This is a genomic window from Microbacterium zouquanmingi (assembly GCF_052266695.1).
Classification (GTDB): domain Bacteria; phylum Actinomycetota; class Actinomycetes; order Actinomycetales; family Microbacteriaceae; genus Microbacterium.
Genome location: NZ_JBQPQZ010000003.1, coordinates 456,579 through 477,573, shown reverse-complemented (window position 1 = coordinate 477,573; position 20,995 = coordinate 456,579). Strand labels below are relative to the sequence as shown.

Sequence of the window (20,995 nt, the reverse complement as noted above, 5' to 3'; positions counted from 1 at the left end):
GGGCGAGCTGAACAGTCTCAGGCGATCTCGCCGCCAGCGACCGTCTCGGCGAGCGCGTGCACGCGGACGAGGTGGTGGGCACTGTAGAAGTCAGCGTCGATGAGTCGCGCAGCATCCGCCTCTTCCGGCGAGGGGTGGGCCGTCACAGCGGTGACTGTGAGGGCGTGCATCCAGCCGCCGGCAAGCGTGCCGAGCAGCATGAGGTACGGAACACTGACGGCCGAGGCATCCCGCCCCGCACCGAACGCGAGGAGCCCATCGGTCGCGCGACGCGCAGAATCCAGCGCACGCGAGAGTCGATCGGCGACGCGCGCGGCGACCTCTCCCCCGGCCTGGCGCAATGCGCTCACCGTGTCGTCGATCTTCGCGAACAGCTCTGCCACCGTCGCGCCCTGATCGCGCAGCACCTTTCGCCCGATCAGGTCGTTCGACTGGATGGCGGTCGTGCCCTCGTAGATCGGCACGATGCGGGCATCACGGTAGTGCTGAGCCGCACCGGTCTCTTCGATGAAGCCCATGCCGCCATAAACCTGAATACCATCGCTCGTCACCCGCAGGGCCTCTTCACTCGCCCAGCCCTTGAGGATCGGCACGAAGAGTTCGGCGAGTCGCACGGATTCCTCGCCCTGGTCGAACAGGTCGCCGACGTAGACAGATAGTGCGCGCATCGCGAAGATCTGGCTGGACATTGAGCGCAGGATGCGGCGCACATCGGGATGCTCGGCAATCGGCGTCCCCTCAGCTCGCTCCTGCACGCGCCCTTGCAGACGAGAGAGCGCGTAGTCAGCGGCCCCCTGATAGGAACGATCAGAGATGCCGGTAGCCTGGTGCCCCATGCCCACTCGCGCGGAGTTCATCATTACGAACATTCCGGCAAGACCGCCGTGCAGTTCGCCGACGAGGTAGCCGGTGGCATCCTCATAGGCCAGCACACAAGTCGGGCTGCCGTGGATGCCAAGCTTGTGCTCGATGGCGACCGTCTCAACGCTGTTGCGCCCACCGAGTGAGCCGTCTGCGTTCACGAGCGTGCGCGGCGCGACGAACAGCGAGAGCCCCTTCGCGCCGTCGGGCGCGCCGGGCGTGCGAGCGAGAACGAGGTGGACGATGTTCTCCGCGACATCGTGATCTCCCCAGGTGATGAAGATCTTCTGGCCGCTGATCGCGTACGTGCCATCGTTGCGCGGAGTGGCCATCGTACGAATCGCACCGAGGTCGGTGCCGGCCTCGGGCTCGGTGAGATTCATGGTGCCGGTCCACTCGCCGCTGACCAATTTGGTCAGGTAGGTCTCACGAAGCTCTTCGGATGCGGCGGCGTCAAGCGCGTGGATGGCTCCAGCCCCCAGCATCCAGCACAGCGCGAATGCCGCGTTCGAGGCGTTCCAGATCTCGCCGAGCCCCGCGCCGACCGACTGCGGAAGCCCATCACCTCCGGCGGACTCCGGTGCTGTCGCGCTGACCCAGCCCGCTTCGACGAGCGCCTGGTAGGCCTCGGGGAAGCCCTCGGGCAGGTGCACCTGACCGCCCTCGAGCCGGGCGCCGATCTGGTCGCCCGCGCGATCGAGCGGTGCGAGGACTTCGGCGGCGAATTCTCCGGCGCCTGCGATGATCTCGACGGCATCGTCTGCAGTGATCGCACCGCCGGATGCCGCGGCGACGATGTCACGGCCGAAAGCCTCTCGATAGAGGAAGGCGTAGTCCGCGACGGGCGGGATGTAAGGGGTTGCAGCGCTCATCGTTCACTCCTGAGTTGAATGTTGCGAGCCGAGCCGGTCGATCGAGACTCAGCGCCAGTGTATCTGACACTCAGTTTCACAACTAGTGCTGGACGCTGTGGACGACTGCGCAGCCTTGTACCATTTGAGGCGTGACTGAACGCGCCCCCCTCTCCCGCAAACTGTCCGCCATCGCCGAGTCGGCGACTCTCAAGGTCGATGCCAAGGCCAAGGCGCTCAAGGCGGAAGGCAAGCCGGTCATCTCCTATGCCGCTGGCGAGCCCGACTTCGCAACGCCGCAGTTCATCGTGGATGCCGCCGCCGAGGCACTGAAGGATCCCGCGAACTTCCGCTACACCCCCGCCCCCGGGCTCCCCGCTCTTCGCGAGGCGATCGCCGCGAAGACGCTGCGTGACTCCGGACTCGAGGTCGCACCGTCGCAGGTGATCGTCACCAACGGTGGAAAGCAGTCTGTGTACCAGGCGTTCCAGGCCGTGGTGAACCCGGGAGACGACGTGCTGTTGCCCGCGCCGTACTGGACCACCTACCCCGAAGCGATCCGCCTGGCTGATGGCACCCCGGTCGAGGTATTCGCCGGCGCCGATCAGGACTACAAGGTGACCGTCGAGCAGCTCGAGGCCGCTCGCACCGAGCGCACGACTGTACTCGTGTTCGTCTCGCCCTCGAACCCCACGGGAGCCGTCTACACGCTCGAGGAGACCACAGCGATCGGGCAGTGGGCGCTCGAGCACGGCATCTGGATCATCTCCGATGAGATCTACCAGAACCTCACTTACGAAGGCACGAAGGCCACCTCGATCGTCGAGGCGGTTCCCGAGGTCGCCGATCAGACGATCCTCGTCAACGGCGTCGCCAAGACCTACGCGATGACGGGCTGGCGGGTGGGCTGGATGGTCGGCCCCGCCGACGCCATCAAGGTTGCCGGAAACCTGCAGTCCCACCTCACGAGCAACGTGAACAACATCGCCCAGCGCGCGGCCATTGCAGCGCTCTGGGGCCCGCAGACCGAGGCGGAGCAGTTCCGCGAGGCGTTTGACCGTCGTCGCCGGATGATCGTGTCGGAGCTCTCGAAGATCGATGGCGTCCAGGTGCCGAACCCGCTCGGAGCCTTCTACGTCTACCCCGACGTGCAGGGTCTGCTGAACCGCACCTGGCAGGGCGTCACGCCCACGACATCGTTGGCGCTCGCCGACCTCATCCTCGAGAAGGCTGAAGTCGCCGTTGTTCCCGGCGAGGCGTTCGGCCCGTCCGGATACCTGCGCCTGTCGTACGCACTCGGCGATGACCAGCTGCTCGAAGGCATCCAGCGCCTGCAGAAGCTGTTCGCCTGAGCGGACGTGTCAGCTCTGCTGGTATCCGATCAGCCAGCGGATGCCGTAGCGGTCGGTGACCTGACCGTCGAAGTCGCCCCAGGGGCGCTTCTGCAATGGATCGATGATCCCGCCGCCCTCGCCGAGGGCAGCGAACCATTTCTGCAGAGTGGTTGGTTCGGCGGTGCCGAGGAGCGAGAATGTCGCGCCGACCATGTGGACCGCGTCTTCATCGCCGGCGGCATCCGAAGCGAAGAGCTCGACGACACCTTTCAGCTGACCATGCGCGATCGCGGCACCGGGCCCATCGGTGCGCCCGAACTGTTCGTACGTGAACAGCTGCAGTTCACCGCCGAAGACCCCGTGATAGAAGCCCAGCGCCTCCGCAGCGTTTCCGGGAAAGTACAGGTAGGGAACGAGTCCGCTCATCCCGCGAGTGTAGTCGCTACAGTTCCACACCTACGAGAACCGGTTCGGGCTGCAGCAGCAGTCCGAACTCCGCGTGCACACGAGCCTGGATGTAGCGGGCCAGTTCGCTGACCTCTCCTGCCGTAGCGTGTGCGCGGTTGGTGAGGGCGAGGGCGTGCTTGGTCGAGATCCCCGCGCGCGAGCGCGGCAGACGAAACCCCTTGGTGATTCCGGCATTCTCAATGAGCCAGGCCGCACTCACCTTGACCTCCGGACGCGTCGTCGACGCAGGAGGCACATACCCGTCGTACGACTCCAGCGGGATCACGGTCGCTGCGTCGAGATCCGGCTGCACGGGCCAGCGCGGGCACTCGGGAGGAAGCTGCGCGGCAACCATCTCGGGGACGATCAGGTTCTGGAAGAACGATCCAGCGCTGCGGGTATCGGGATCGGCGGGGTTCAGAAGCATCCCCTTCGCCGCGCGGATCTCGAGGATCCGCTCACGTACCGACGAGAGCGGGACGGTCTCGTCGCCCTCGATGCCGAGCGCGCGACGCAGCTGTTCGCCACCGATCCGCCGGCCGCCGACGCCGACGTCGGCGAGATCGAGGGTCACAGAGAGAATCACCGCGCGACGCAGAGGGGCGCCGCCGTAGTGGTGTTTGAGCACCGAGGTGCGAAATCCCAGACCCAGTTCGGATGCCGGGACGGTTGAGACCTCGCCAGTGGACTCGTCGATGAGCTCGACCTCGACGAGAGTCTCCTGGATCTCCTGTCCATATGCTCCGACGTTCTGCACGGGGGCTGCGCCGACCGTGCCGGGGATGCCGCTCATCGCTTCGATGCCCGCGAGTCCCTGCTCGACTGTGTAGGCGACGAGGTCGTCCCAGTTGTGCCCTGCCTGCACGCGCACTCGGGTGCGGCCGGGGTGCGGGGACTCCACCCGTTCGATACCCGAGGTGAGAATGCGGATGACCGCACCATCGAAGGGCTCATCGCCTGCGAACAGGTTCGAGCCGCCGCCGAGGACGAACCACTCCTCGCCCAGAGACCACACCTCACGCAGTGTGTCGACGAGCTCATCGGCGCTCGTGGCATCCATCATCCGCTCGGGAGCCGCGCCCGTGTGCAGGGTCGTGAGCTCGGAAAGCGGTATCGGGGTGATATCTACCATCGCGGACCGTCAGAGAGCGACGCGCAGCTGCGCCTTGACGAGGACCGTGGTGTCTGCGTGTGTGACGGTGAGGTCGATGCGCGCACTGGTTTCATCGACGGCACCGACCTTCGCGAGCACCGAGACATCCGCGCCGCTTCGCGGGTCGACGACGACGGGACGCGTGAAACGCACACCGTACTCGGTGATCTTCACTTCAGGGTCAAGGGCTGCGACCACAACAGAGGAGGCCAGTCCCATCGTCAGCATCCCATGCGCGAGCACACCGGGAAGGCCGACGGACTCCGCGATGTCGTCACGGTAGTGGATGGGGTTGAAGTCGCCCGAGGCGCCCGCGTAGCGGACGAGCGATTCGCGCGTGAGGTGGATGGTGCGCTCGGCGATGACGTCTCCGACGGTGAAAGTCATGCGTCCCCCTCTTCCGCGCCGACGAGCAGCACGCTCGTGGCGGTTACGACATGTTCGCCTGCGGCATCCGTGATCACGGCTTCGCTGGTGACCATCGAGTTGCCGGCCATCATGCGGATGCCGGTGACCTTCAGTTGCCCGGTGAGCTCGTCGCCTGCGACGATCGGCTTCGAATACGTGAACCTCTGTTCTGCGTGGATCGTGCGCGCGAGCACGATGCCAGAATCGGGCTCGGCCAGCAGCAGCTGCAGCGTCTGGTCTTGAATGACCATTGCGAACGTCGGGGGCGCGACCACATCGGCGAAGCCCGCGGCACGCGCGGCCTCGACGTCGGTGTGCAGCGGAGCGTCGGCGAAGACCGCGCGAGCGAACTCACGCACCTTCTCACGACCGACCAGGTACGGAGGCGTCGGCGGGAACTCCCGGCCGACCAGTTCGTTGTTCACAGGCACCGGACAAGTCTATCCAGCCGACGCCGCGTCGCTCAGCCTCGCCGCATCCTGAGCGCCTTGATGATCATCTGCACCGCGATGACCACGAGATATGCGGCGAAGAGCATGTTTCCCCAGAAGGGGTTGACGAGCGTGGCGAGCCATGCGCCCAAGGCCGTCATCGTGCAGGCGGCGACACCGATGAGGGCTGCAGCGACCAGGTCGACGTTGTGGTGGCGGAGGTTGCCAATCGTGCCGGACAGGGCCGCCGGGATCATCATGAGCAACGATGTGCCCTTGGCGACGAGGTCGGTGGTGCCGAATCCCATCATCAGCACCGGCACGACGATGACGCCACCGCCGACGCCGATGAGGCCGGAGATGATGCCGGTGACGATGCCAACAAGAATGAGGGCTGCACCGTTGATCCAGCCCAGCTCGAAGGTCGCTTCGCGGGAGGGTATGACCACGAACAGCATCACGATGACGATGACGATGAAACCGATGAAGCCCCACCGGAGCGCCGTCTGCGAGACTCGCGGAAGCAGTCGGGTGCCGACCTGCGCGCCGGCCACTGCGCCGACAGCGAGGAGGAGCGCGGGGATCCAGGCGACGGAATCGTGGATGGCGTAGGAGATCACACCGATGCTCGCGATCGGCACGATGGCCGCAAGAGACGTGCCGGCGCTGATCCGCTGGTCAAAATGCACCATGAGCACGAGCAGCGGCACAATCACCGTGCCTCCGCCGACCCCGAAGAGCCCTGAGAGCAGACCTGCGATCAACCCGATGAAGATGAAGGTGAGGTACGCGCGCGGACCTCGGGTTATCGGACTGGTCAGCTCACTCACTCGGCAAGCCTAATGGGTGCGGCATCCGCCCTTTGTCGCACTCCCCTGTCGCACTCCCCTGTCGCACTGCCCCCAACGAGAGAAGGCCCGCCCTCCCTGACGGGAGCGCGGGCCTCCTCTACGAGGGTGTGTTACTTGTCGCCCTCGACTGCATCAGACGCGGCAGCTTCAGCTAAAGCGCCCTCCTGCTGCGACTCGGCGGCGACATCCTCGGCAGGCTTTTCCTCTGCCTTGGGTGCGTCTTCGACCTTCTCGGTCTTCTCAGCCTTCGGGGCGGCCTTGGCAGCCGACTTCTTGGCCTTCGGCGTGACGGGCTCAAGGACGAGCTCGATGACAGCCATAGGAGCGTTGTCGCCCTTACGGTTTCCGACCTTCGTGATGCGGGTGTAGCCACCCTCACGGTCAGCGACCAGCGGTGCGATCTCGGTGAAGAGCGTGTGAACCACGTTCTTGTCGCCGATGATCGACAGCACCCGGCGGCGGGCGTGCAGGTCGCCGCGCTTGGCGAACGTGATCAGTCGCTCAGCGAGCGGACGCAGGCGCTTGGCCTTCGTCTCGGTCGTCTTGATCGACTTGTGCGTGTAGAGAGCAGCAGCAAGGTTGGCAAGCAGCAGACGCTCGTGTGCGGGGCCGCCTCCGAGGCGGGGTCCCTTAGTGGGCTTAGGCATATTGGTCTAACTCCTGGTCAGAATTTCGGGGAGGTCAGAAGGACTCGTCTTCGCCTGCGCCGTAGAAGTGGGCGCCGTCGAAACCGGGCACCGAATCCTTGAGCGACAGACCGAGCGAGATGAGCTTGTCGCGCACCTCGTCGACCGACTTCTGGCCGAAGTTGCGGATGTTCATGAGCTGCGTCTCCGACAGCGCCACGAGCTCGGACACCGTGTTGATGCCCTCGCGCTTGAGGCAGTTGTAGGAGCGGACCGAGAGGTCGAGGTCTTCGATCGGCATCGACAGTTCGCTGGAGAGCACGGGCTCCACAGGTGCCGGGCCGATCTCAATGCCCTCTGCCTCGACGTTCAGCTCGCGAGCGAGGCCGAACAGCTCGGTCAGGGTCTTTGCAGCCGAAGCGACAGCGTCGCGCGGGAGCATGCTGTTCTTGGTCTCGACATCGAGGATGAGCTTGTCGAAGTCGGTGCGCTCACCGGCGCGAGTCGCCTCGACGCGGTAGCTGACCTTGAGGACCGGCGAGTAGATCGAGTCGACGGGGATCTGCCCCGCCTCGGCGTACTCGTTGCGGTTCTGGGTCGCCGACACGTAGCCACGGCCACGCTCGATCGTGAGCTCGAGCTCGAACTTCGCGGTGTCGTTGAGCGTTGCGATGACGAGCTCGGGGTTGTGCACCTCGACACCGGCAGGAGCCGAGATGTCAGCGGCGGTAACCTCTCCGGCACCGGTCTTGCGCAGGTAAGCCGTGATGGGCTCGTCGCGCTCGCTCGAGACGACGAGCTGCTTGATGTTGAGGATGATCTCAGTGACATCCTCCTTCACACCGGGGATGGTGCTGAACTCGTGCAGGACGCCATCGATACGGATGCTGGTAACAGCAGCACCGGGGATCGAGGAGAGCAGGCTGCGACGCAGCGCGTTTCCGATGGTGTACCCGAAGCCGGGCTCGAGCGGCTCGACGATGAACCGGCTCCGGTCCTCGGCGATCTTTTCCTCGGTAAGTGTGGGACGCTGTGCAATAAGCACTCTGTGTTCCTTTCGATCACATGCCCGCTATATGACATGTGTTGGGTGAGGTTTTTGAGTTGTGAAAGTCAGTGCCCTGACGGGCAGAGCGAGGGATGCGTGCGCATCCCTCGCAACAACCTGATCAGACGCGGCGACGCTTCGGCGGGCGGCATCCGTTGTGCGCCTGCGGCGTGACGTCCTGGATCGAACCGACCTCGAGGCCTGCGGCCGTGAGCGAACGGATCGCGGTCTCGCGGCCGGAGCCCGGACCCTTCACGAAGACATCGACCTTCTTGACGCCGTGCTCCTGAGCCTGGCGGGCAGCCGACTCAGCAGCCATACCAGCGGCGTACGGGGTCGACTTGCGCGAGCCCTTGAAGCCCACGCCACCCGAGGATGCCCAGCTGATGACAGCGCCGGACGGGTCGGTGATCGAAACGATGGTGTTGTTGAACGTCGACTTGATGTGGGCCTGGCCCAGCGCGATGTTCTTCTTTTCCTTGCGGCGCGGCTTGCGCGCGGCGGCCTTAGGTGCAGCCATGAAAGTTTTCTCCTATTCCCTGGCCGCTGCTTAGCGGGCCTTCTTCTTGCCTGCGACGGTGCGCTTCGGGCCCTTGCGGGTACGGGCGTTGGTCTTGGTGCGCTGGCCGCGGACCGGAAGGCCACGACGGTGACGGATGCCCTCGTAGGAGCCGATCTCAACCTTGCGGCGGATGTCTGCGGCGACCTCGCGGCGCAGGTCACCCTCCACCTTGTAGTTGCCTTCGATGTAGTCGCGAAGCGCGATGAGCTGGTCGTCCGAGAGGTCCTTGACGCGGATCGACTCGTCGATCTCGGTGGCCTTGAGGATCTCGACCGAGCGGGTACGGCCAACGCCGTAGATGTAGGTAAGGGCGATCACCACGCGCTTGTCGCGCGGGATGTCAACGCCGGCAAGACGTGCCATGCGGTTTCTCCTGAGATGAGTAGAGGTGTGGGGCAGGATGTGGACCCGGGCCTCTGTCCCGAGGTGTCGGCTGCTTTCGCGGCTTCTTGACCCTGCCTGCGTGTATTCAGTTGTGTGTCAGATCTGTTCGATCAGCCCTGGCGCTGCTTGTGGCGCGGGTTGCTCTTGCAGATCACCATGACGCGGCCGTGACGGCGAATCACCTTGCAGTGATCGCACATGGGCTTGACGCTGGGATTGACCTTCATGATGTTTCCTGTTCGCTGTCTTCGTACCGCCCCGTGCAGGGGCAGGCCGTTACTTCTCGACCGATCAGCGGTAGCGGTAGACGATACGACCGCGGGTGAGGTCGTAGGGGCTGAGCTCCACGACGACACGGTCTTCGGGGATGATGCGGATGTAGTTCTGTCGCATCTTGCCCGAGATCGTTGCAAGGACCTTGTGTCCGTTGCTGAGCTCAACGCGGAACATCGCGTTGGGCAGAGCCTCGGAGATCACGCCCTCGATCTCGATGACACCGTCTTTCTTAGCCATAGCCTCGCTGACGCTTCTGCAGACCGGTCGATCTGCGTTGGATGGATGATTGTGATGCCGCTCCAGACGGACACGCCGAAACTGGGCGCAAGGCACCAACGCTCCATCTTATCTGAACGGGTTCCGTCCGGCAACTTGGGTCAGGAGCGACCCACTACCGAGCTTGGTGAGCTCAGCCGAGTAGTTCGTTGAGCTGCTCCTGGCCGCCCGCCTGAAGATTGACGAGCTCGTCATCGATCTTCACGGTCGGCGTGCTCGCAATGTCGTGAGCGTTGGTCTGGTCTTCGACGAACTTCATGTACGTGCCATCGGCGATGCAATCGGCAGCGGCCCCCGCGCCTACCTGCTCAGCGAGCGCGCTCATGTCGTCGTCGCTGAGACCCGCAGTACCGCCCTGCGGCTGGTTGGCGAAGAGGAGGTTGAAGAAATCCAGCGTCGAGTCGGGTGCCTCGGCTGCAACACAGTAGACAGCCCCACCTGCGCGCGAGGAGTAGTCCGTCCCCTGCGACTGGTGGTTGAGGATCGCCACCGGGTGGAGGCGAAGCGTGATGTCGCCGTCCGCGGCAGCCTGCTGGAGCTGCGCACCGTAGGCCTGCTCGAACGAGTTGCACGCCGGGCACATGAAGTCGACGAATGTATCGACCTCGGTGCCGCCTTCGCCGACGACGATCGCACCGCTATCCTCGTCGATGATCGTGCTCTGCGGCGCGACCCCGGGTGCACCGGCCTGGTTGTTCAGGAAGACGACGAGGGCACCGAGCCCGACGAGGACGATGACGGCGACGGCGGAGATTCCGACGGCGAACCAGTTGGTGTTGCTCTTGGCAGCAGCAGCCATGACGTTCCGATCAGTAGAAGGAGGGTGGCGCCGAGCGCCCATACCCTTTCATCTTTCCCCAGAATCCTATGCCCCCGCAGGGAGCGCGACCCCCTCCCTCACCCCCTGCTCGCGCTTTCCCCGGGCCATTCCCCCGCGAATTGTGCGTGAGCGTGACCAACATTGCGTCTTGCCGCGGCCGGACGATCGGCACGCCGATGGACACCAGCGCCTGACAGAGGGGGGTCACCTTCCAGATGCCGCGCATTTCCCATCGAGCGAATGGATGCTGGTGACGGCGAAGCCGATCCTCACGGCGCTTCTCGTCCTTGAGCTTGTTCGCCGCCTCGGCAGGATCCTCCAGGTTGTACTTGCCCCAGCCGTCAGACTCGCCAATAGCGCGGACCGACTTGAAGAAGAAGTCGACCCGGTCGAGTTCGCCCTCATTGAAGAACTCGCGCTGCAGCACCGGCACCTCGAACCCGCTCCAGAGGATGACTGCTCGGCTCACGCTTTCAGCGGGTGACTCCGCCAGCGGATCAGCCAGTTCCCACACCGATTGCATTCGTGCTCGCCCACGCTGATTCTGCTGGCCGCCGGCCCGCTCCCGAAGTTCGCTGCGCCTGAGCGGTCCGCCCTGCACCGGCGAGATCGAAGCATCCGTGATAGCGAGCGCCTGTGCCGGTGAAACGACCCGAACGAGATCGCAGACGGTGTCCAGCATGCTGGTCACGTTGACCCCGTTGACCTGTTCGATCTCGCGGGGATCCCGACTGGTGTGCACGCAGACATCTCGATACCGCCACGACGCAGTTCGATCGGGGTCGAAGACGTGGATGTCTTTCGGTTCGTTGAACTGCGGCAGGCCCCAGATGACAGCCGCCGACTCGAGGCAGAGCACAGCATCCGGGTTCTTGCGCAGGAAGGCATACACGCGCACGGCGTACCTCTTGCGCGCCGGAAGCTTGTCATACGCGGCGCGGTCGACATATATCCCCTTGCGCACGCGCAGCCAGGCCGAATTCCGTCGGATGCCGAGCCGCCGAGCATCTTCGGTCGTGCACAGCGGAAGCGGGGAGACCGCGCACGCGCGGTCGAGCAGTGTCAATGGCATCCGCTCATCGTGCCCGAACCGGCGCTCTCACACGGCGCTATCCCCAGCTTCAGCTCGGACCGCGGATGGTGCAGAACAAGTCGTCACGCCACGAGAAATGGTTTGCCGCATGAAACAGGTGCTGGCACCACGTTTTTCATGCAGCAAGACGTTTTTCGCGCGGCGCGAGGCTACGCCACCGGCACCGGCACAATGCCGAACGGGGCGAGGCCCGCGGCGCCGCCGTCAGCGGCAGTCAGCACCCAGATACCGTCGGCGTGGAATGCGACCGAGTGCTCCCAGTGCGAGCCGTCAGTGCCGTCGACCGTCGAGACCGTCCAGTCGTCATCCTCGACCAGGGTGTCGTCTCCCCCGGCGGTGACCATCGGCTCGATCGCAAGGACCAGACCCGGCTTGATCTCAGCCCCTGGATCGGGTGTGCGGTAGTTGAACACGCTCGGCGCCTCGTGCATCTTGCGCCCGATGCCGTGCCCCACGTACTCGCGCAGGATGCCGTAGGTCGAGCCCGAAACCTCAGAAGAGCCCTGTGCCTCGATGTATTCCTGGATCGCCGCACCGATCTCGCCGATGTGAGAAACGGATGCCATCGCGGCGATCCCCGCCCACATCGAGCCCTCGGTGACGCGAGACAGCTCCGAGCGCCGCGCGACCAGGTCCGGTCGCTCCGGGTCGGGCACGATGAATGTCCGTGCACTGTCGCCGTTCCATCCCTGGAACTGCGCACCGCTGTCAACCGAGACGATATCGCCGGGCGCCAATACGCGTGCGCTGGGGATGCCGTGCACGACCTGCTCGTTCACCGAGATGCACGTGGTGTGGCGGTAACCGCGCACGAGCTTGAAGTTCGACTCGGCGCCACGGTCCGTGATCGCAGCGGACGCCGCAGAGTCAACCTCCGCTGTCGACGCCCCGGCACGAATCGCCGCGCCAGCAGCGTCGAGTGAGGCTGCGGTGATGAGTCCAGGTTCGATCATCGCCCGCAGCTGCGCTGGGGTCTTGTAGATCGAGCGACGGAACACAGCTCAGGCCGCGAGCGTCAAGCCACGCGCCTGCAGCGCCGACATGATCCGCTCGGTGATCTCGTCGAGCGAGCCGACGCCGTTGATGCGGTCGACGATGCCTCGCTCACCGTAGACAGCGAGGATCGGCGCAGTCTCGTTCTCGTAGATGTCGAGACGGTGCGCAATGCCCTCTTCGGTGTCGTCCGAACGGCCCTGCTCTTCTGCGCGAAGCTTCAGACGCGCGATGCTCTCGTCGCGCGGAACGTCTAGCAGAATGACGGCATCCAACGACTCACCACGAGCGGTGAGGAACTCGTCGAGGTGACCGACCTGTGCGGCGTTACGCGGATAGCCGTCGAGCAGGAAACCATGCACAGCGTCATCCTGCGACAGGCGATCGCGCACGATCTCACCGGTCAGCTCGTCGGGCACGAGATCCCCACGGTCGAGAATCGCGGTGACCTGCTTGCCGAGGTCGGTTCCGCCCTTGATGTTGGCGCGGAAGATATCGCCAGTCGAGACGACGGGGATACCGTAGGCCTCAGCGATGCGCACGCCCTGCGTGCCCTTGCCGGAGCCCTGCGGGCCGACGATCAGAAGACGAGCGGATGCTGCGGTGTGCTGAGCCTGTGTCAACGGAGAAGCCCTTCATAGTGACGCTGCTGGAGCTGCGCATCGATCTGCTTGACCGTCTCCAGTCCCACACCGACGATGATGAGGATCGACGCGCCGCCGAACGGGAAGTTCTGGTTCGCGTTGACGGTGGCCAGAGCGATGAGCGGGATGAGTGCGATCAGACCGAGATAGATGGACCCCGGGAACGTGATGCGCGTGAGCACGAAGTCCAGGTACTCGGCCGTCGGACGCCCCGCGCGGATGCCGGGGATGAATCCGCCGTACTTCTTCATGTTGTCGGCGACCTCGACCGGGTTGAACGTGATCGCGACGTAGAAGTAGGTGAATCCGATGATCAGCAGGAAGTAGACCGCCATGTACAGCGGCTGGTCGCCTGTGGTGAAGTTCTGCGAGATCCAGACGACCCAGCCGGCCGGCTCCGAACCATCCTGCGGAGTGTTGAACTGTGCGATCAACATCGGGATGTACAGCAGCGACGACGCGAAGATGATCGGGATCACACCCGCCATGTTCACCTTGATCGGGATGTAGGTGTTCGTGCCGCCGTATGTGCGGCGACCGACCATACGCTTTGCGTACTGCACGGGAACTCTGCGCTGCGATTGCTCGACGAACACGACGAGGCCGGTGACCACGATTCCGATTGCGAGAACAAGCAGGAATGTCTCGAAGCCGTTCGACTCGAAGATCATCCACATCGCGGACGGGAAGGTCGCAGCGATCGAGGTGAAGATGAGCAGCGACATTCCGTTGCCGATACCCCGCTCGGTGACCAGCTCTGCGAACCACATAATGAGGCCCGTACCCGCGGTCATGGCGATGATGATGAGCAGCTGAGCCCACCAGACGTCATTGGTCAGCAGCTGCTGACAAGCGGCGATGTCGGTTGTTCCGAACAACTGGCCGCTTCGCGCGACCGTCACGAGAGTCGTCGACTGTAGCAGTGCAAGTGCGATCGTGAGGTAGCGGGTGTACTGGGTCAGGCGGGCCTGTCCTGCCTGACCTTCCTTGTGCAGCGCCTCGAAGTGCGGGATGACCACACGAAGCAGCTGCGTGATGATCGTCGCCGTGATGTAGGGCATAACGCCAAGAGCGAAGATCGAGAGCTGGAGCAGAGCGCCGCCCGAGAAGAGGTTGACCAGGCTCAGCAGCCCTTCAGTACCCGCATTCAGACGCAGGCACTCTTCGACGTTCGGGAAGTGCACGAACGGAGCCGGCACATGCGAGCCGAGCCGGTAGAGGGCGATGATCGCCAGGGTGAAACCGATCTTCCGCCGTAGGTCGGGGGTGCGGAAGATCCGCGCGATAGCGCTAAACAAGGGCGTTCCTCCAGGAATGGTTGCCGGTCCGCTGAGGGCGGCCGAAAGACCAGCGTAACGCAGAGAGGGGCCGGAGAATCTCCGACCCCTCTCTGATGTGACTACTTGACGGTTCCGCCAGCGGCCACGATCTTCTGCTCAGCAGATCCCGAGACCTTGTCGACCGAGACGGTGAGCTTCACATCGATGTCGCCGTTGCCGAGGACCTTGACCTTCTCGTTCTTGCGAACGGCGCCCTTTGCGACCAGGTCGCCGACGGTGACGTCGCCGCCCTTCGGGTACAGCTCCGCGAGCTTGGCCAGGTTCACGACCTGGTACTCGACGCGGAACGGGTTCTTGAAGCCGCGCAGCTTCGGGGTGCGCATGTGCAGAGGCATCTGCCCACCCTCGAACCCGATGCGTACGGTGTTGCGAGCCTTGGTGCCCTTGGTTCCGCGACCAGCGGTCTTACCCTTGGAGCCCTCACCGCGACCGACACGGGTCTTCGCGGTGTTGGCACCGGGGACCGGACGCAGGTGGTGAACCTTGAGCACTCCTGGACGGGAGGCCGGAGCATCCGCCGCAGGCTTGGCCTTCTTCGCAGCAGGCTTCTTCGCAGCGGGCTCAGCCTTGGGTGCCTTCGCGTCGGCAGCGGCCTTTGCAGGCGCCTTCTTCGCAGCGGGCTTCTTCTCAGCCGCAGCCTTGGGAGCGGCAGCCTTCTTGGCGGGGGCCTTTGCGGCCTTCTCCTCGACGGCGTCGTTCTTCTCAGCCATTAGTCGATCTCCTCAACCTTTACGAGGTGGGCGACGGTCTTGACGTAGCCGCGCGTCTGCGCGTCGTCGGGGCGAACGGTGGTGTCACCGATGCGCTTGAGACCGAGGCTGCGCAGCGTGTCACGCTGGTTCTGCTTCTCGCTCACCTTGGACTTGATCTGGGTCACCTTCAGACGGGCGGCCATCAGGCACCTACCTTTGCAGCGGCTGCAGCAGCCGCCTTTGCCTCGTTACGGATGATGATGCCCGGAACGACGGCGTCGTAGTCAAGACCACGACGAGCCGCGACAGCGCGAGGCTCCTCAAGGCTCTTGAGCGCCGCGACGGTCGCGTGCACGATGTTGATCGTGTTCGACGAACCGAGCGACTTCGACAGAACGTCGTGGACACCAGCGCACTCGAGTACGGCGCGAACCGGACCACCAGCGATAACACCGGTACCAGCAGCAGCCGGACGGAGCAGAACGACACCAGCAGCGGCCTCGCCCTGAACCGGGTGCGGGATCGTGGTGCCGACGCGGGGAACACGGAAGAAGTTCCGCTTGGCTTCTTCGACACCCTTGGAGATGGCGAGAGGAACTTCGCGGGCCTTGCCGTAGCCGACGCCGACCAGACCGTTGCCGTCACCGACGACCACGAGAGCGGTGAAGCTGAACCGTCGACCACCCTTCACGACCTTCGAGACGCGGTTGATGGTGACGACGCGCTCCAGGAACTGGTTGTCCCCACGGTCACGCGAGTTGCGGTCACGGCCACCCTGGCCGCGGTCGCGGCCACCGCGGCGGCCCTGGCGCTCGTCGCGCTGCGGCTGCTCGGTGGACGCAGCGGTCTCGACCGGTGCGTTCTCAGCAGCAGGCTGCTCGGTGGTCACTTCGTTCTCCTTGTTGTCACTCACAGTGCCAGCCCCCCTTCGCGGGCGCCGTCGGCGATCGCCGCGACACGGCCGGCGTAGCGGTTACCACCGCGGTCGAAGACGACCTCGGTGACACCGACAGCCTTGGCGCGTTCTGCGACGAGCTCTCCGACTTTGCGGGCCTTGGCGGTCTTGTCACCGTCGAACGAGCGCAGCTCGGTCTCGAGGGTGGACGCCGAGGCAACGGTGTGGCCCTTGCTGTCGTCGACCAGCTGGACGAAGACGTGGCGGGCCGAACGGTTCACGACAAGACGCGGACGCGCCTCGGTGCCGACGATCTTCTTGCGAAGACGGGCATGACGACGCGCGCGGGCGTCGGACTTCGACTTCACAGCCATGGTTACTTACCAGCCTTTCCGGCCTTGCGACGCACGACCTCGCCGGCGTAACGCACGCCCTTGCCCTTGTACGGCTCGGGCTTGCGGATCTTGCGGATGTTCGCAGCTGCCTCGCCGACAGCCTGCTTGTCGATGCCACTGACGGTGAGCTTGTTGTTGCCCTCGACCGTCAGGGTGATGCCCTCGGGCGGGTCGATCAGGACCGGGTGCGAGAAGCCGAGAGCGAACTCGACCGAGCTGCCCTTCTGCTGCACGCGGTAACCGGTGCCGACGACCTCGAGGCCCTTGGTGTAGCCCTGAGTGACGCCGATGATGTTGTTGTTGATGAGCGTGCGGGTCAGGCCGTGAAGCGACCGGGACTCGCGCTCGTCGTCGGGACGGGAGACAACCACCTGGGTGTCCTCGACCGCGACCTCGATGGGGCTGGCCACATTGAGGGTGAGTTCACCCTTGGGGCCCTTCACCGCAACCGCACGTCCGTCAACCGAAATGGTGACGCCCGCGGGGATCTCGATGGGAAGTCGTCCAATACGCGACATTTCGAATTACCACACGTAGGCGAGAACTTCTCCGCCTACGCCCTTCTGCTCAGCCTGACGGTCGGTGAGAAGACCGGAGGAGGTGGACAGGATGGCCACGCCAAGGCCGCCGAGGACGTTGGGGAGCTCCGTGGACTTCGCGTAAACGCGCAGGCCCGGCTTCGACACGCGCTTGATGCCCGCGATCGAACGCTCACGGTTGGGGCCGTACTTCAGCGTGAGGGTGAGGTTCTGTCCGACGCGTGCGTCGCTGACCTCGTAGCCCGAGATGTAACCCTCCTGCTTGAGGATCTCGGCGATGTTGGTCTTGAGCTTGCTCGACGGCAGAGACACGGAGTCGTGGTGTGCCGAGTTCGCGTTGCGCAGACGGGTCAGCAAGTCTGCGACCGGGTCTGTCATTGTCATGAGTATTTTCCTTTGATCATGAGGTTTCGGCTGCCGTTACACGACAGACGACCTTCTATGAGATGCAATCTTCAATTGTAAGCGCACACCGGACCCCCGCCCGACGGGCAGGGGTCCGCAGCGTTACGCCTTTGCGTCCTCCGCCTGGAAGGGGAAGCCGAGGTGACGGAGCAGTGCCCGACCCTCGTCGTCCGTCTTCGCAGTGGTGACGACGGTGATGTCGAAGCCGCGAACGCGGTCGATCTTGTCCTGATCGATCTCGTGGAACACGCTCTGCTCCTGGAGACCGAAGGTGTAGTTTCCGTGGCCGTCGAACTGCTTGCCCGACAGGCCGCGGAAGTCGCGGATGCGGGGCAGTGCGAGCGAGACGAGACGATCGACGAATTCCCACGCACGGTCGCCACGGAGGGTGACGTGCGCGCCGATGGCCTGGCCCTCACGCAGCTTGAACTGCGCGATGGACTTCTTGGCCTTCGTGACGATCGGCTTCTGGCCGGTGATCTTGGTGAGGTCCTCGACCGCACCATCGATCACCTTGCTGTCGCGAGCCGCCTCACCGACACCGGTGTTGACGACGACCTTGACGAGACCGGGGATCTGCATCACGTTCTCGTAGCCGAATTCTTCCTGCATCTTCTGCTGGATTTCGGCCTTGTACTTCTGCTTCAGGCGCGGCTGGATCTTGCCAGCCGGCGCGGCAGTCTCGGTGCTCATCAGAGGTCCTTACCTGACTTCTTCGCGTAACGCACACGAACGATGCGCTTGACGCCGTCCTTGGTCTGCTCCTCGACCCGGCGGCCGACGCGGGTCGGCTTCTTGGTCTCGGGGTCGACGAGTGCGACGTTCGAAATGTGGATGGGAGCCTCGAGAGTCTCGATGCCGCCCGTCTTGGTGCCACGCTGCGTCTGGCCGACGCGGGTGTGCTTGGTGATGTAGTTCACGCCCTCGACGATCACGCGGTTCTGCGCGGCAAGGATCTCGAGGACCTTGCCCTGCTTGCCGCGGTCTCCGCCGCGCTCGGGCTTAGCACCCGAGATGACCTGAACCAGGTCACCCTTCTTGATGTTCGCCATGATCAGATAACCTCCGGGGCGAGCGAGACGATCTTCATGAACTTCTTGTCACGAAGCTCGCGACCGACCGGTCCGAAGATGCGGGTGCCGCGAGGCTCCCCGTCGCTCTTCAGGAGGACGGCGGCGTTCTCGTCGAACTTGATGTAGGAGCCGTCCGGACGACGGACAGACTTCTTGGTACGGACGATGACGGCCTTGACCACATCGCCCTTCTTGACGTTTCCACCCGGGATCGCGTCCTTGACGGTGGCGACGATGGTGTCACCCAGACCGGCGTAACGGCGGCGCGAACCACCGAGAACACGGATCGTGAGCAGCTCCTTCGCGCCGGTGTTGTCGGCGACCTTGAGGCGGGATTCCTGCTGAATCACTATTACTCCTTAAGTAAGCCTGCGGCTTACTTGGCCTTTTCGACGATCTCGACCAGACGCCAGCGCTTGGTGGCGCTGAGCGGACGGGTCTCGCTGATGACGACCAGGTCGCCGATGCCCGCCGAGTTGGTCTCGTCGTGCACCTTGCGCTTCTCGGTACGGCGGATGACCTTGCCGTAGAGCGGGTGCTTCACGCGGTCTTCGACCTCGACAACGATGGTCTTGTCCATCTTGTCGCTGACGACGTAGCCGCGCTGCGTCTTGCGGTAACCGCGGGCGTTCTCGTCACGCACATCGTGCGAGACGGGAGCTTCCGCTGCCGCTTCCTTCTTGGTGGCCATTACTCAGCCTTCCCTTCGGCGTCAGCCGAGGCATCCTCGGTCTTCTTCGCCTTCGACTTGGACGCCTTCTTGGCCGGGGCCTCGACGGGCGCGGGCGTGGCACGAATGCCCAGCTCGCGCTCGCGGATCACCGTGTAGAGGCGCGCGATGTCGCGCTTGACGGCGCGGATGCGGCCGTGGCTTTCCAGCTGGCCGGTAGCCGACTGGAATCGGAGGTTGAAAAGCTCCTCCTTGGCCTTACGCAGCTCCTCAACGAGGCGCTGGTCTTCGAACGTGTCGAGCTCTGCCGGGGCGAGCTCCTTGGTGCCGATCGCCATTACGCGTCGCCCTCCTCGCGCTTGATGATGCGTGCCTTCAGAGGCAGCTTGTGAATGGCTCGGGTCAGTGCTTCGCGAGCAAGTTCCTCGCTGACACCGCCGACCTCGAAGAGGACGCGACCCGGCTTGACGTTTGCGACCCACCACTCGGGAGAACCCTTACCGGAACCCATGCGGGTTTCAGCAGGCTTCTTCGTGAGCGGACGGTCGGGGTAGATGTTGATCCACACCTTTCCACCACGCTTGATGTGACGGGTCACCGCGATACGAGCTGCCTCGATCTGACGGTTGGTCACATACGCGGGGGTCAGAGCCTGGATGCCGTACTCGCCGAAGGAGACCTTCGTGCCGCCGGTAGCCTGACCCGAGCGACCCGGGTGGTGCTGCTTGCGGAACTTGACCTTACGGGGGATGAGCATTATGCCGACGCTCCTTCTGCAACAGGTGCCTCGTTACGCGGGGCACGACGACGGTCGCCACCACGGTCGTCGCGACCGCGTGACTTCGGCGCGTTGGCCTGCTCGCGAGCGAGCTCCTTAGCGGTGAGGTCACCCTTGTAGATCCAGACCTTCACGCCGATGCGGCCGAAGGTGGTCTTCGCCTCGTAGAAGCCGTAGTCGATGTTCGCGCGCAGTGTGTGCAGCGGCACACGACCTTCGCGGTAGAACTCCGAGCGGCTCATCTCGGCGCCGCCGAGGCGGCCGGAGACCTGGATGCGGATGCCCTTGGCTCCAGCGCGCTGCGCGCCCTGGAGGCCCTTGCGCATCGCACGACGGAACGCCACACGAGCAGAGAGCTGCTCGGCGATGCCCTGTGCGACGAGCTGAGCGTCAGCCTCGGGGTTCTTGACCTCGAGGATGTTCAGCTGGATCTGCTTGCCGGTGAGCTTCTCGAGGTCACCGCGGATGCGCTCGGCCTCGGCTCCACGACGACCGATCACGATGCCCGGACGGGCGGTGTGAATGTCGACGCGGACGCGGTCGCGGGTGCGCTCGATCTCGATGTTGGAGACACCAGCTCGGTCGAGCTGGGTCTTCAGCAGGTTGCGGATCTTGACATCCTCGGCCACGTAGTCGGCGTAACGCTGCCCCGGCTTGGTCGAGTCCGAGAACCAACGAGACACGTGGTCCGTGGTGATTCCGAGGCGGAAGCCGTACGGGTTTACTTTCTGGCCCATTACTTGCTCGCCTTCTTCTTGCTGTCGCCCTCAGCCGCAGCAGCGACCTCAGGCGTCGAGAGCACGACCGTGATGTGGCTCGTGCGCTTCTTGATCTGGAAAGCGCGACCCTGTGCACGGGGACGGAAACGCTTGAGCGTCGTGCCCTCGTCGACGTAGGCATTAGCTACGTACAGGTCCTGCTCGTCGAGGTACTCGCCGTCACGATCCGCCTTCACCTGTGCGTTGGCGATAGCCGACGCGACAAGCTTGTAGATCGGCTCACTGGCGCTCTGCGGGGCGAACTTCAGGATCGCCAGAGCTTCCTGGGCCTGCTTGCCCTTGATGAGCGCGACGACACGACGAGCCTTCTGAGGGGTCACGCGGATGTGTCGCACGCGTGCGATGGACTCCACCATTTCTCTCTCCTCTAT

At 64.4% G+C, this 20,995-nt stretch carries 32 protein-coding genes; 1 reads left to right on the top strand and 31 read right to left on the bottom strand.

Going from position 1 to position 20,995, the window contains the following annotated elements; genetic code table 11:
* Positions 1-17 precede the first annotated feature (17 nt).
* A complete protein-coding gene (locus ACTU6U_RS09325) occupies positions 18-1,733 on the bottom strand; it encodes an acyl-CoA dehydrogenase family protein (protein WP_443468831.1) in 1,716 nt (571 codons plus the stop codon).
* 131 nt (positions 1,734-1,864) lie between these two features.
* On the opposite strand from ACTU6U_RS09325, the gene ACTU6U_RS09320 reads away from it, so the two are divergent.
* The gene (locus ACTU6U_RS09320) at positions 1,865-3,064 is read left to right on the top strand and encodes a pyridoxal phosphate-dependent aminotransferase (protein ID WP_443468830.1); all 1,200 of its coding nucleotides are present in this window, start codon (positions 1,865-1,867) and stop codon (positions 3,062-3,064) included.
* Positions 3,065-3,073: 9 nt separating this feature from the next.
* Here the strand turns inward: ACTU6U_RS09320 and ACTU6U_RS09315 are convergent, their stop codons facing one another.
* The 30 genes from ACTU6U_RS09315 to rplV form a co-directional block, all read right to left on the bottom strand.
* Complete coding sequence (locus ACTU6U_RS09315; protein WP_443468829.1) at positions 3,074-3,472, bottom strand: VOC family protein; 399 nt, start codon at positions 3,470-3,472, stop codon at positions 3,074-3,076.
* Positions 3,473-3,488: 16 nt separating this feature from the next.
* Complete coding sequence (locus ACTU6U_RS09310) at positions 3,489-4,625, bottom strand: UDP-N-acetylmuramate dehydrogenase (RefSeq protein WP_443468828.1); 1,137 nt, start codon at positions 4,623-4,625, stop codon at positions 3,489-3,491.
* Between the two features lie 9 nt (positions 4,626-4,634).
* On the bottom strand, positions 4,635-5,033 hold the full coding sequence (locus ACTU6U_RS09305; protein ID WP_443468827.1) for a MaoC/PaaZ C-terminal domain-containing protein: 399 nt from the start codon (positions 5,031-5,033) through the stop codon (positions 4,635-4,637).
* Positions 5,030-5,485: an FAS1-like dehydratase domain-containing protein gene (locus ACTU6U_RS09300; RefSeq protein ID WP_443468826.1), complete on the bottom strand. Its 456-nt coding sequence runs from the start codon at positions 5,483-5,485 to the stop codon at positions 5,030-5,032. The genes ACTU6U_RS09305 and ACTU6U_RS09300 overlap by 4 nt, the downstream gene beginning before the upstream one ends.
* Before the next feature lie 32 nt (positions 5,486-5,517).
* Positions 5,518-6,306, bottom strand: a complete 789-nt coding sequence (locus tag ACTU6U_RS09295; protein ID WP_443468864.1) for a sulfite exporter TauE/SafE family protein — start codon at positions 6,304-6,306, stop codon at positions 5,518-5,520.
* 140 nt (positions 6,307-6,446) lie between these two features.
* A complete protein-coding gene (gene rplQ, locus ACTU6U_RS09290; RefSeq protein ID WP_443468825.1) occupies positions 6,447-6,983 on the bottom strand; it encodes a 50S ribosomal protein L17 in 537 nt (178 codons plus the stop codon).
* 34 nt (positions 6,984-7,017) lie between these two features.
* Entirely contained in the window at positions 7,018-8,007 is a 990-nt protein-coding gene (locus ACTU6U_RS09285) for a DNA-directed RNA polymerase subunit alpha (RefSeq protein ID WP_417508675.1), read from the bottom strand.
* A gap of 124 nt (positions 8,008-8,131) precedes the next feature.
* A complete protein-coding gene (gene rpsK, locus ACTU6U_RS09280) occupies positions 8,132-8,530 on the bottom strand; it encodes a 30S ribosomal protein S11 (RefSeq protein ID WP_033106075.1) in 399 nt (132 codons plus the stop codon).
* Between the two features lie 30 nt (positions 8,531-8,560).
* Positions 8,561-8,935 carry a 30S ribosomal protein S13 gene (gene rpsM / locus ACTU6U_RS09275; protein ID WP_047524098.1) on the bottom strand — a complete coding sequence of 125 codons (375 nt, stop codon included), beginning with the start codon at positions 8,933-8,935 and terminating at the stop codon, positions 8,561-8,563.
* A 131-nt stretch (positions 8,936-9,066) separates the two neighbouring features.
* The gene (rpmJ, locus tag ACTU6U_RS09270; RefSeq protein ID WP_033106073.1) at positions 9,067-9,183 is read right to left on the bottom strand and encodes a 50S ribosomal protein L36; all 117 of its coding nucleotides are present in this window, start codon (positions 9,181-9,183) and stop codon (positions 9,067-9,069) included.
* Positions 9,184-9,247: 64 nt separating this feature from the next.
* A complete protein-coding gene (gene infA / locus ACTU6U_RS09265; protein ID WP_017201569.1) occupies positions 9,248-9,469 on the bottom strand; it encodes a translation initiation factor IF-1 in 222 nt (73 codons plus the stop codon).
* Positions 9,470-9,641: 172 nt separating this feature from the next.
* Positions 9,642-10,307 (bottom strand): DsbA family protein, encoded by a 666-nt coding sequence (locus tag ACTU6U_RS09260; RefSeq protein WP_443468824.1) that lies wholly within the window; start codon positions 10,305-10,307, stop codon positions 9,642-9,644.
* 10 nt (positions 10,308-10,317) lie between these two features.
* Positions 10,318-11,400 carry a hypothetical protein gene (locus ACTU6U_RS09255; RefSeq protein ID WP_443468823.1) on the bottom strand — a complete coding sequence of 361 codons (1,083 nt, stop codon included), beginning with the start codon at positions 11,398-11,400 and terminating at the stop codon, positions 10,318-10,320.
* 170 nt (positions 11,401-11,570) lie between these two features.
* On the bottom strand, positions 11,571-12,419 hold the full coding sequence (gene map / locus ACTU6U_RS09250; protein WP_443468822.1) for a type I methionyl aminopeptidase: 849 nt from the start codon (positions 12,417-12,419) through the stop codon (positions 11,571-11,573).
* A gap of 3 nt (positions 12,420-12,422) precedes the next feature.
* Positions 12,423-13,037, bottom strand: coding sequence for an adenylate kinase (locus tag ACTU6U_RS09245; protein WP_443468821.1), 615 nt, complete (start codon positions 13,035-13,037; stop codon positions 12,423-12,425).
* The gene (secY, locus tag ACTU6U_RS09240) at positions 13,034-14,356 is read right to left on the bottom strand and encodes a preprotein translocase subunit SecY (protein WP_417508686.1); all 1,323 of its coding nucleotides are present in this window, start codon (positions 14,354-14,356) and stop codon (positions 13,034-13,036) included. The genes ACTU6U_RS09245 and secY overlap by 4 nt, the downstream gene beginning before the upstream one ends.
* 101 nt (positions 14,357-14,457) lie before the next feature.
* Positions 14,458-15,108 (bottom strand): 50S ribosomal protein L15, encoded by a 651-nt coding sequence (rplO, locus tag ACTU6U_RS09235; RefSeq protein WP_443468820.1) that lies wholly within the window; start codon positions 15,106-15,108, stop codon positions 14,458-14,460.
* On the bottom strand, positions 15,108-15,293 hold the full coding sequence (gene rpmD, locus ACTU6U_RS09230; protein WP_017201575.1) for a 50S ribosomal protein L30: 186 nt from the start codon (positions 15,291-15,293) through the stop codon (positions 15,108-15,110). Before rpmD ends, rplO begins: the two co-directional genes overlap by 1 nt.
* On the bottom strand, positions 15,293-16,003 hold the full coding sequence (rpsE, locus tag ACTU6U_RS09225; RefSeq protein WP_443468819.1) for a 30S ribosomal protein S5: 711 nt from the start codon (positions 16,001-16,003) through the stop codon (positions 15,293-15,295). The genes rpmD and rpsE overlap by 1 nt, the downstream gene beginning before the upstream one ends.
* Positions 16,000-16,359, bottom strand: a complete 360-nt coding sequence (gene rplR / locus ACTU6U_RS09220) for a 50S ribosomal protein L18 (RefSeq protein WP_443468818.1) — start codon at positions 16,357-16,359, stop codon at positions 16,000-16,002. The genes rpsE and rplR overlap by 4 nt, the downstream gene beginning before the upstream one ends.
* Before the next feature lie 2 nt (positions 16,360-16,361).
* On the bottom strand, positions 16,362-16,898 hold the full coding sequence (rplF, locus tag ACTU6U_RS09215) for a 50S ribosomal protein L6 (protein ID WP_417508693.1): 537 nt from the start codon (positions 16,896-16,898) through the stop codon (positions 16,362-16,364).
* A gap of 6 nt (positions 16,899-16,904) precedes the next feature.
* Positions 16,905-17,303 (bottom strand): 30S ribosomal protein S8, encoded by a 399-nt coding sequence (rpsH, locus tag ACTU6U_RS09210; protein ID WP_443468817.1) that lies wholly within the window; start codon positions 17,301-17,303, stop codon positions 16,905-16,907.
* Between the two features lie 123 nt (positions 17,304-17,426).
* Positions 17,427-18,017, bottom strand: coding sequence for a 50S ribosomal protein L5 (gene rplE, locus ACTU6U_RS09205; RefSeq protein WP_443468816.1), 591 nt, complete (start codon positions 18,015-18,017; stop codon positions 17,427-17,429).
* On the bottom strand, positions 18,017-18,376 hold the full coding sequence (gene rplX / locus ACTU6U_RS09200) for a 50S ribosomal protein L24 (RefSeq protein ID WP_443468815.1): 360 nt from the start codon (positions 18,374-18,376) through the stop codon (positions 18,017-18,019). Before rplX ends, rplE begins: the two co-directional genes overlap by 1 nt.
* 2 nt (positions 18,377-18,378) lie before the next feature.
* Positions 18,379-18,747, bottom strand: a complete 369-nt coding sequence (gene rplN, locus ACTU6U_RS09195; protein ID WP_378745198.1) for a 50S ribosomal protein L14 — start codon at positions 18,745-18,747, stop codon at positions 18,379-18,381.
* Positions 18,748-18,773: 26 nt separating this feature from the next.
* Positions 18,774-19,088, bottom strand: coding sequence for a 30S ribosomal protein S17 (rpsQ, locus tag ACTU6U_RS09190; protein WP_206476036.1), 315 nt, complete (start codon positions 19,086-19,088; stop codon positions 18,774-18,776).
* Positions 19,088-19,405, bottom strand: a complete 318-nt coding sequence (rpmC, locus tag ACTU6U_RS09185) for a 50S ribosomal protein L29 (RefSeq protein WP_147037971.1) — start codon at positions 19,403-19,405, stop codon at positions 19,088-19,090. The genes rpsQ and rpmC overlap by 1 nt, the downstream gene beginning before the upstream one ends.
* Positions 19,405-19,824 (bottom strand): 50S ribosomal protein L16, encoded by a 420-nt coding sequence (gene rplP, locus ACTU6U_RS09180; protein WP_417508700.1) that lies wholly within the window; start codon positions 19,822-19,824, stop codon positions 19,405-19,407. The genes rpmC and rplP overlap by 1 nt, the downstream gene beginning before the upstream one ends.
* Positions 19,824-20,582 carry a 30S ribosomal protein S3 gene (gene rpsC / locus ACTU6U_RS09175; protein ID WP_443468814.1) on the bottom strand — a complete coding sequence of 253 codons (759 nt, stop codon included), beginning with the start codon at positions 20,580-20,582 and terminating at the stop codon, positions 19,824-19,826. Before rpsC ends, rplP begins: the two co-directional genes overlap by 1 nt.
* A complete protein-coding gene (gene rplV / locus ACTU6U_RS09170; protein ID WP_194421677.1) occupies positions 20,582-20,980 on the bottom strand; it encodes a 50S ribosomal protein L22 in 399 nt (132 codons plus the stop codon). The genes rpsC and rplV overlap by 1 nt, the downstream gene beginning before the upstream one ends.
* Positions 20,981-20,995 lie beyond the last annotated feature (15 nt).

What these genes read in the sequence shown, in the direction of transcription:
- ACTU6U_RS09255 (WP_443468823.1), bottom strand. Translation starts at nt 11,400, where the DNA reads ATGCCATTGACACTGCTCGACCGCGCGTGCGCGGTCTCCCCGCTTCCG.
- rplO (WP_443468820.1), bottom strand. Translation starts at nt 15,108, where the DNA reads ATGGCTGAGAAGAACGACGCCGTCGAGGAGAAGGCCGCAAAGGCCCCC.
- rpsC (WP_443468814.1), bottom strand. Translation starts at nt 20,582, where the DNA reads ATGGGCCAGAAAGTAAACCCGTACGGCTTCCGCCTCGGAATCACCACG.
- rpsM (WP_047524098.1), bottom strand. Translation starts at nt 8,935, where the DNA reads ATGGCACGTCTTGCCGGCGTTGACATCCCGCGCGACAAGCGCGTGGTG.
- rpsK (WP_033106075.1), bottom strand. Translation starts at nt 8,530, where the DNA reads ATGGCTGCACCTAAGGCCGCCGCGCGCAAGCCGCGCCGCAAGGAAAAG.
- rplQ (WP_443468825.1), bottom strand. Translation starts at nt 6,983, where the DNA reads ATGCCTAAGCCCACTAAGGGACCCCGCCTCGGAGGCGGCCCCGCACAC.
- rplX (WP_443468815.1), bottom strand. Translation starts at nt 18,376, where the DNA reads ATGGCGAACATCAAGAAGGGTGACCTGGTTCAGGTCATCTCGGGTGCT.
- rplV (WP_194421677.1), bottom strand. Translation starts at nt 20,980, where the DNA reads ATGGTGGAGTCCATCGCACGCGTGCGACACATCCGCGTGACCCCTCAG.
- infA (WP_017201569.1), bottom strand. Translation starts at nt 9,469, where the DNA reads ATGGCTAAGAAAGACGGTGTCATCGAGATCGAGGGCGTGATCTCCGAG.
- ACTU6U_RS09305 (WP_443468827.1), bottom strand. Translation starts at nt 5,033, where the DNA reads ATGACTTTCACCGTCGGAGACGTCATCGCCGAGCGCACCATCCACCTC.
- rpmD (WP_017201575.1), bottom strand. Translation starts at nt 15,293, where the DNA reads ATGGCCGCCCGTCTGAAGGTGACCCAGATCAAGTCCAAGGTGAGCGAG.
- ACTU6U_RS09310 (WP_443468828.1), bottom strand. Translation starts at nt 4,625, where the DNA reads ATGGTAGATATCACCCCGATACCGCTTTCCGAGCTCACGACCCTGCAC.
- rplF (WP_417508693.1), bottom strand. Translation starts at nt 16,898, where the DNA reads ATGTCGCGTATTGGACGACTTCCCATCGAGATCCCCGCGGGCGTCACC.
- ACTU6U_RS09325 (WP_443468831.1), bottom strand. Translation starts at nt 1,733, where the DNA reads ATGAGCGCTGCAACCCCTTACATCCCGCCCGTCGCGGACTACGCCTTC.
- rpmC (WP_147037971.1), bottom strand. Translation starts at nt 19,405, where the DNA reads ATGGCGATCGGCACCAAGGAGCTCGCCCCGGCAGAGCTCGACACGTTC.
- rpsH (WP_443468817.1), bottom strand. Translation starts at nt 17,303, where the DNA reads ATGACAATGACAGACCCGGTCGCAGACTTGCTGACCCGTCTGCGCAAC.
- rplP (WP_417508700.1), bottom strand. Translation starts at nt 19,824, where the DNA reads ATGCTCATCCCCCGTAAGGTCAAGTTCCGCAAGCAGCACCACCCGGGT.
- ACTU6U_RS09315 (WP_443468829.1), bottom strand. Translation starts at nt 3,472, where the DNA reads ATGAGCGGACTCGTTCCCTACCTGTACTTTCCCGGAAACGCTGCGGAG.
- rplR (WP_443468818.1), bottom strand. Translation starts at nt 16,359, where the DNA reads ATGGCTGTGAAGTCGAAGTCCGACGCCCGCGCGCGTCGTCATGCCCGT.
- rplE (WP_443468816.1), bottom strand. Translation starts at nt 18,017, where the DNA reads ATGAGCACCGAGACTGCCGCGCCGGCTGGCAAGATCCAGCCGCGCCTG.
- rpmJ (WP_033106073.1), bottom strand. Translation starts at nt 9,183, where the DNA reads ATGAAGGTCAATCCCAGCGTCAAGCCCATGTGCGATCACTGCAAGGTG.
- rpsQ (WP_206476036.1), bottom strand. Translation starts at nt 19,088, where the DNA reads ATGGCCACCAAGAAGGAAGCGGCAGCGGAAGCTCCCGTCTCGCACGAT.
- ACTU6U_RS09260 (WP_443468824.1), bottom strand. Translation starts at nt 10,307, where the DNA reads ATGGCTGCTGCTGCCAAGAGCAACACCAACTGGTTCGCCGTCGGAATC.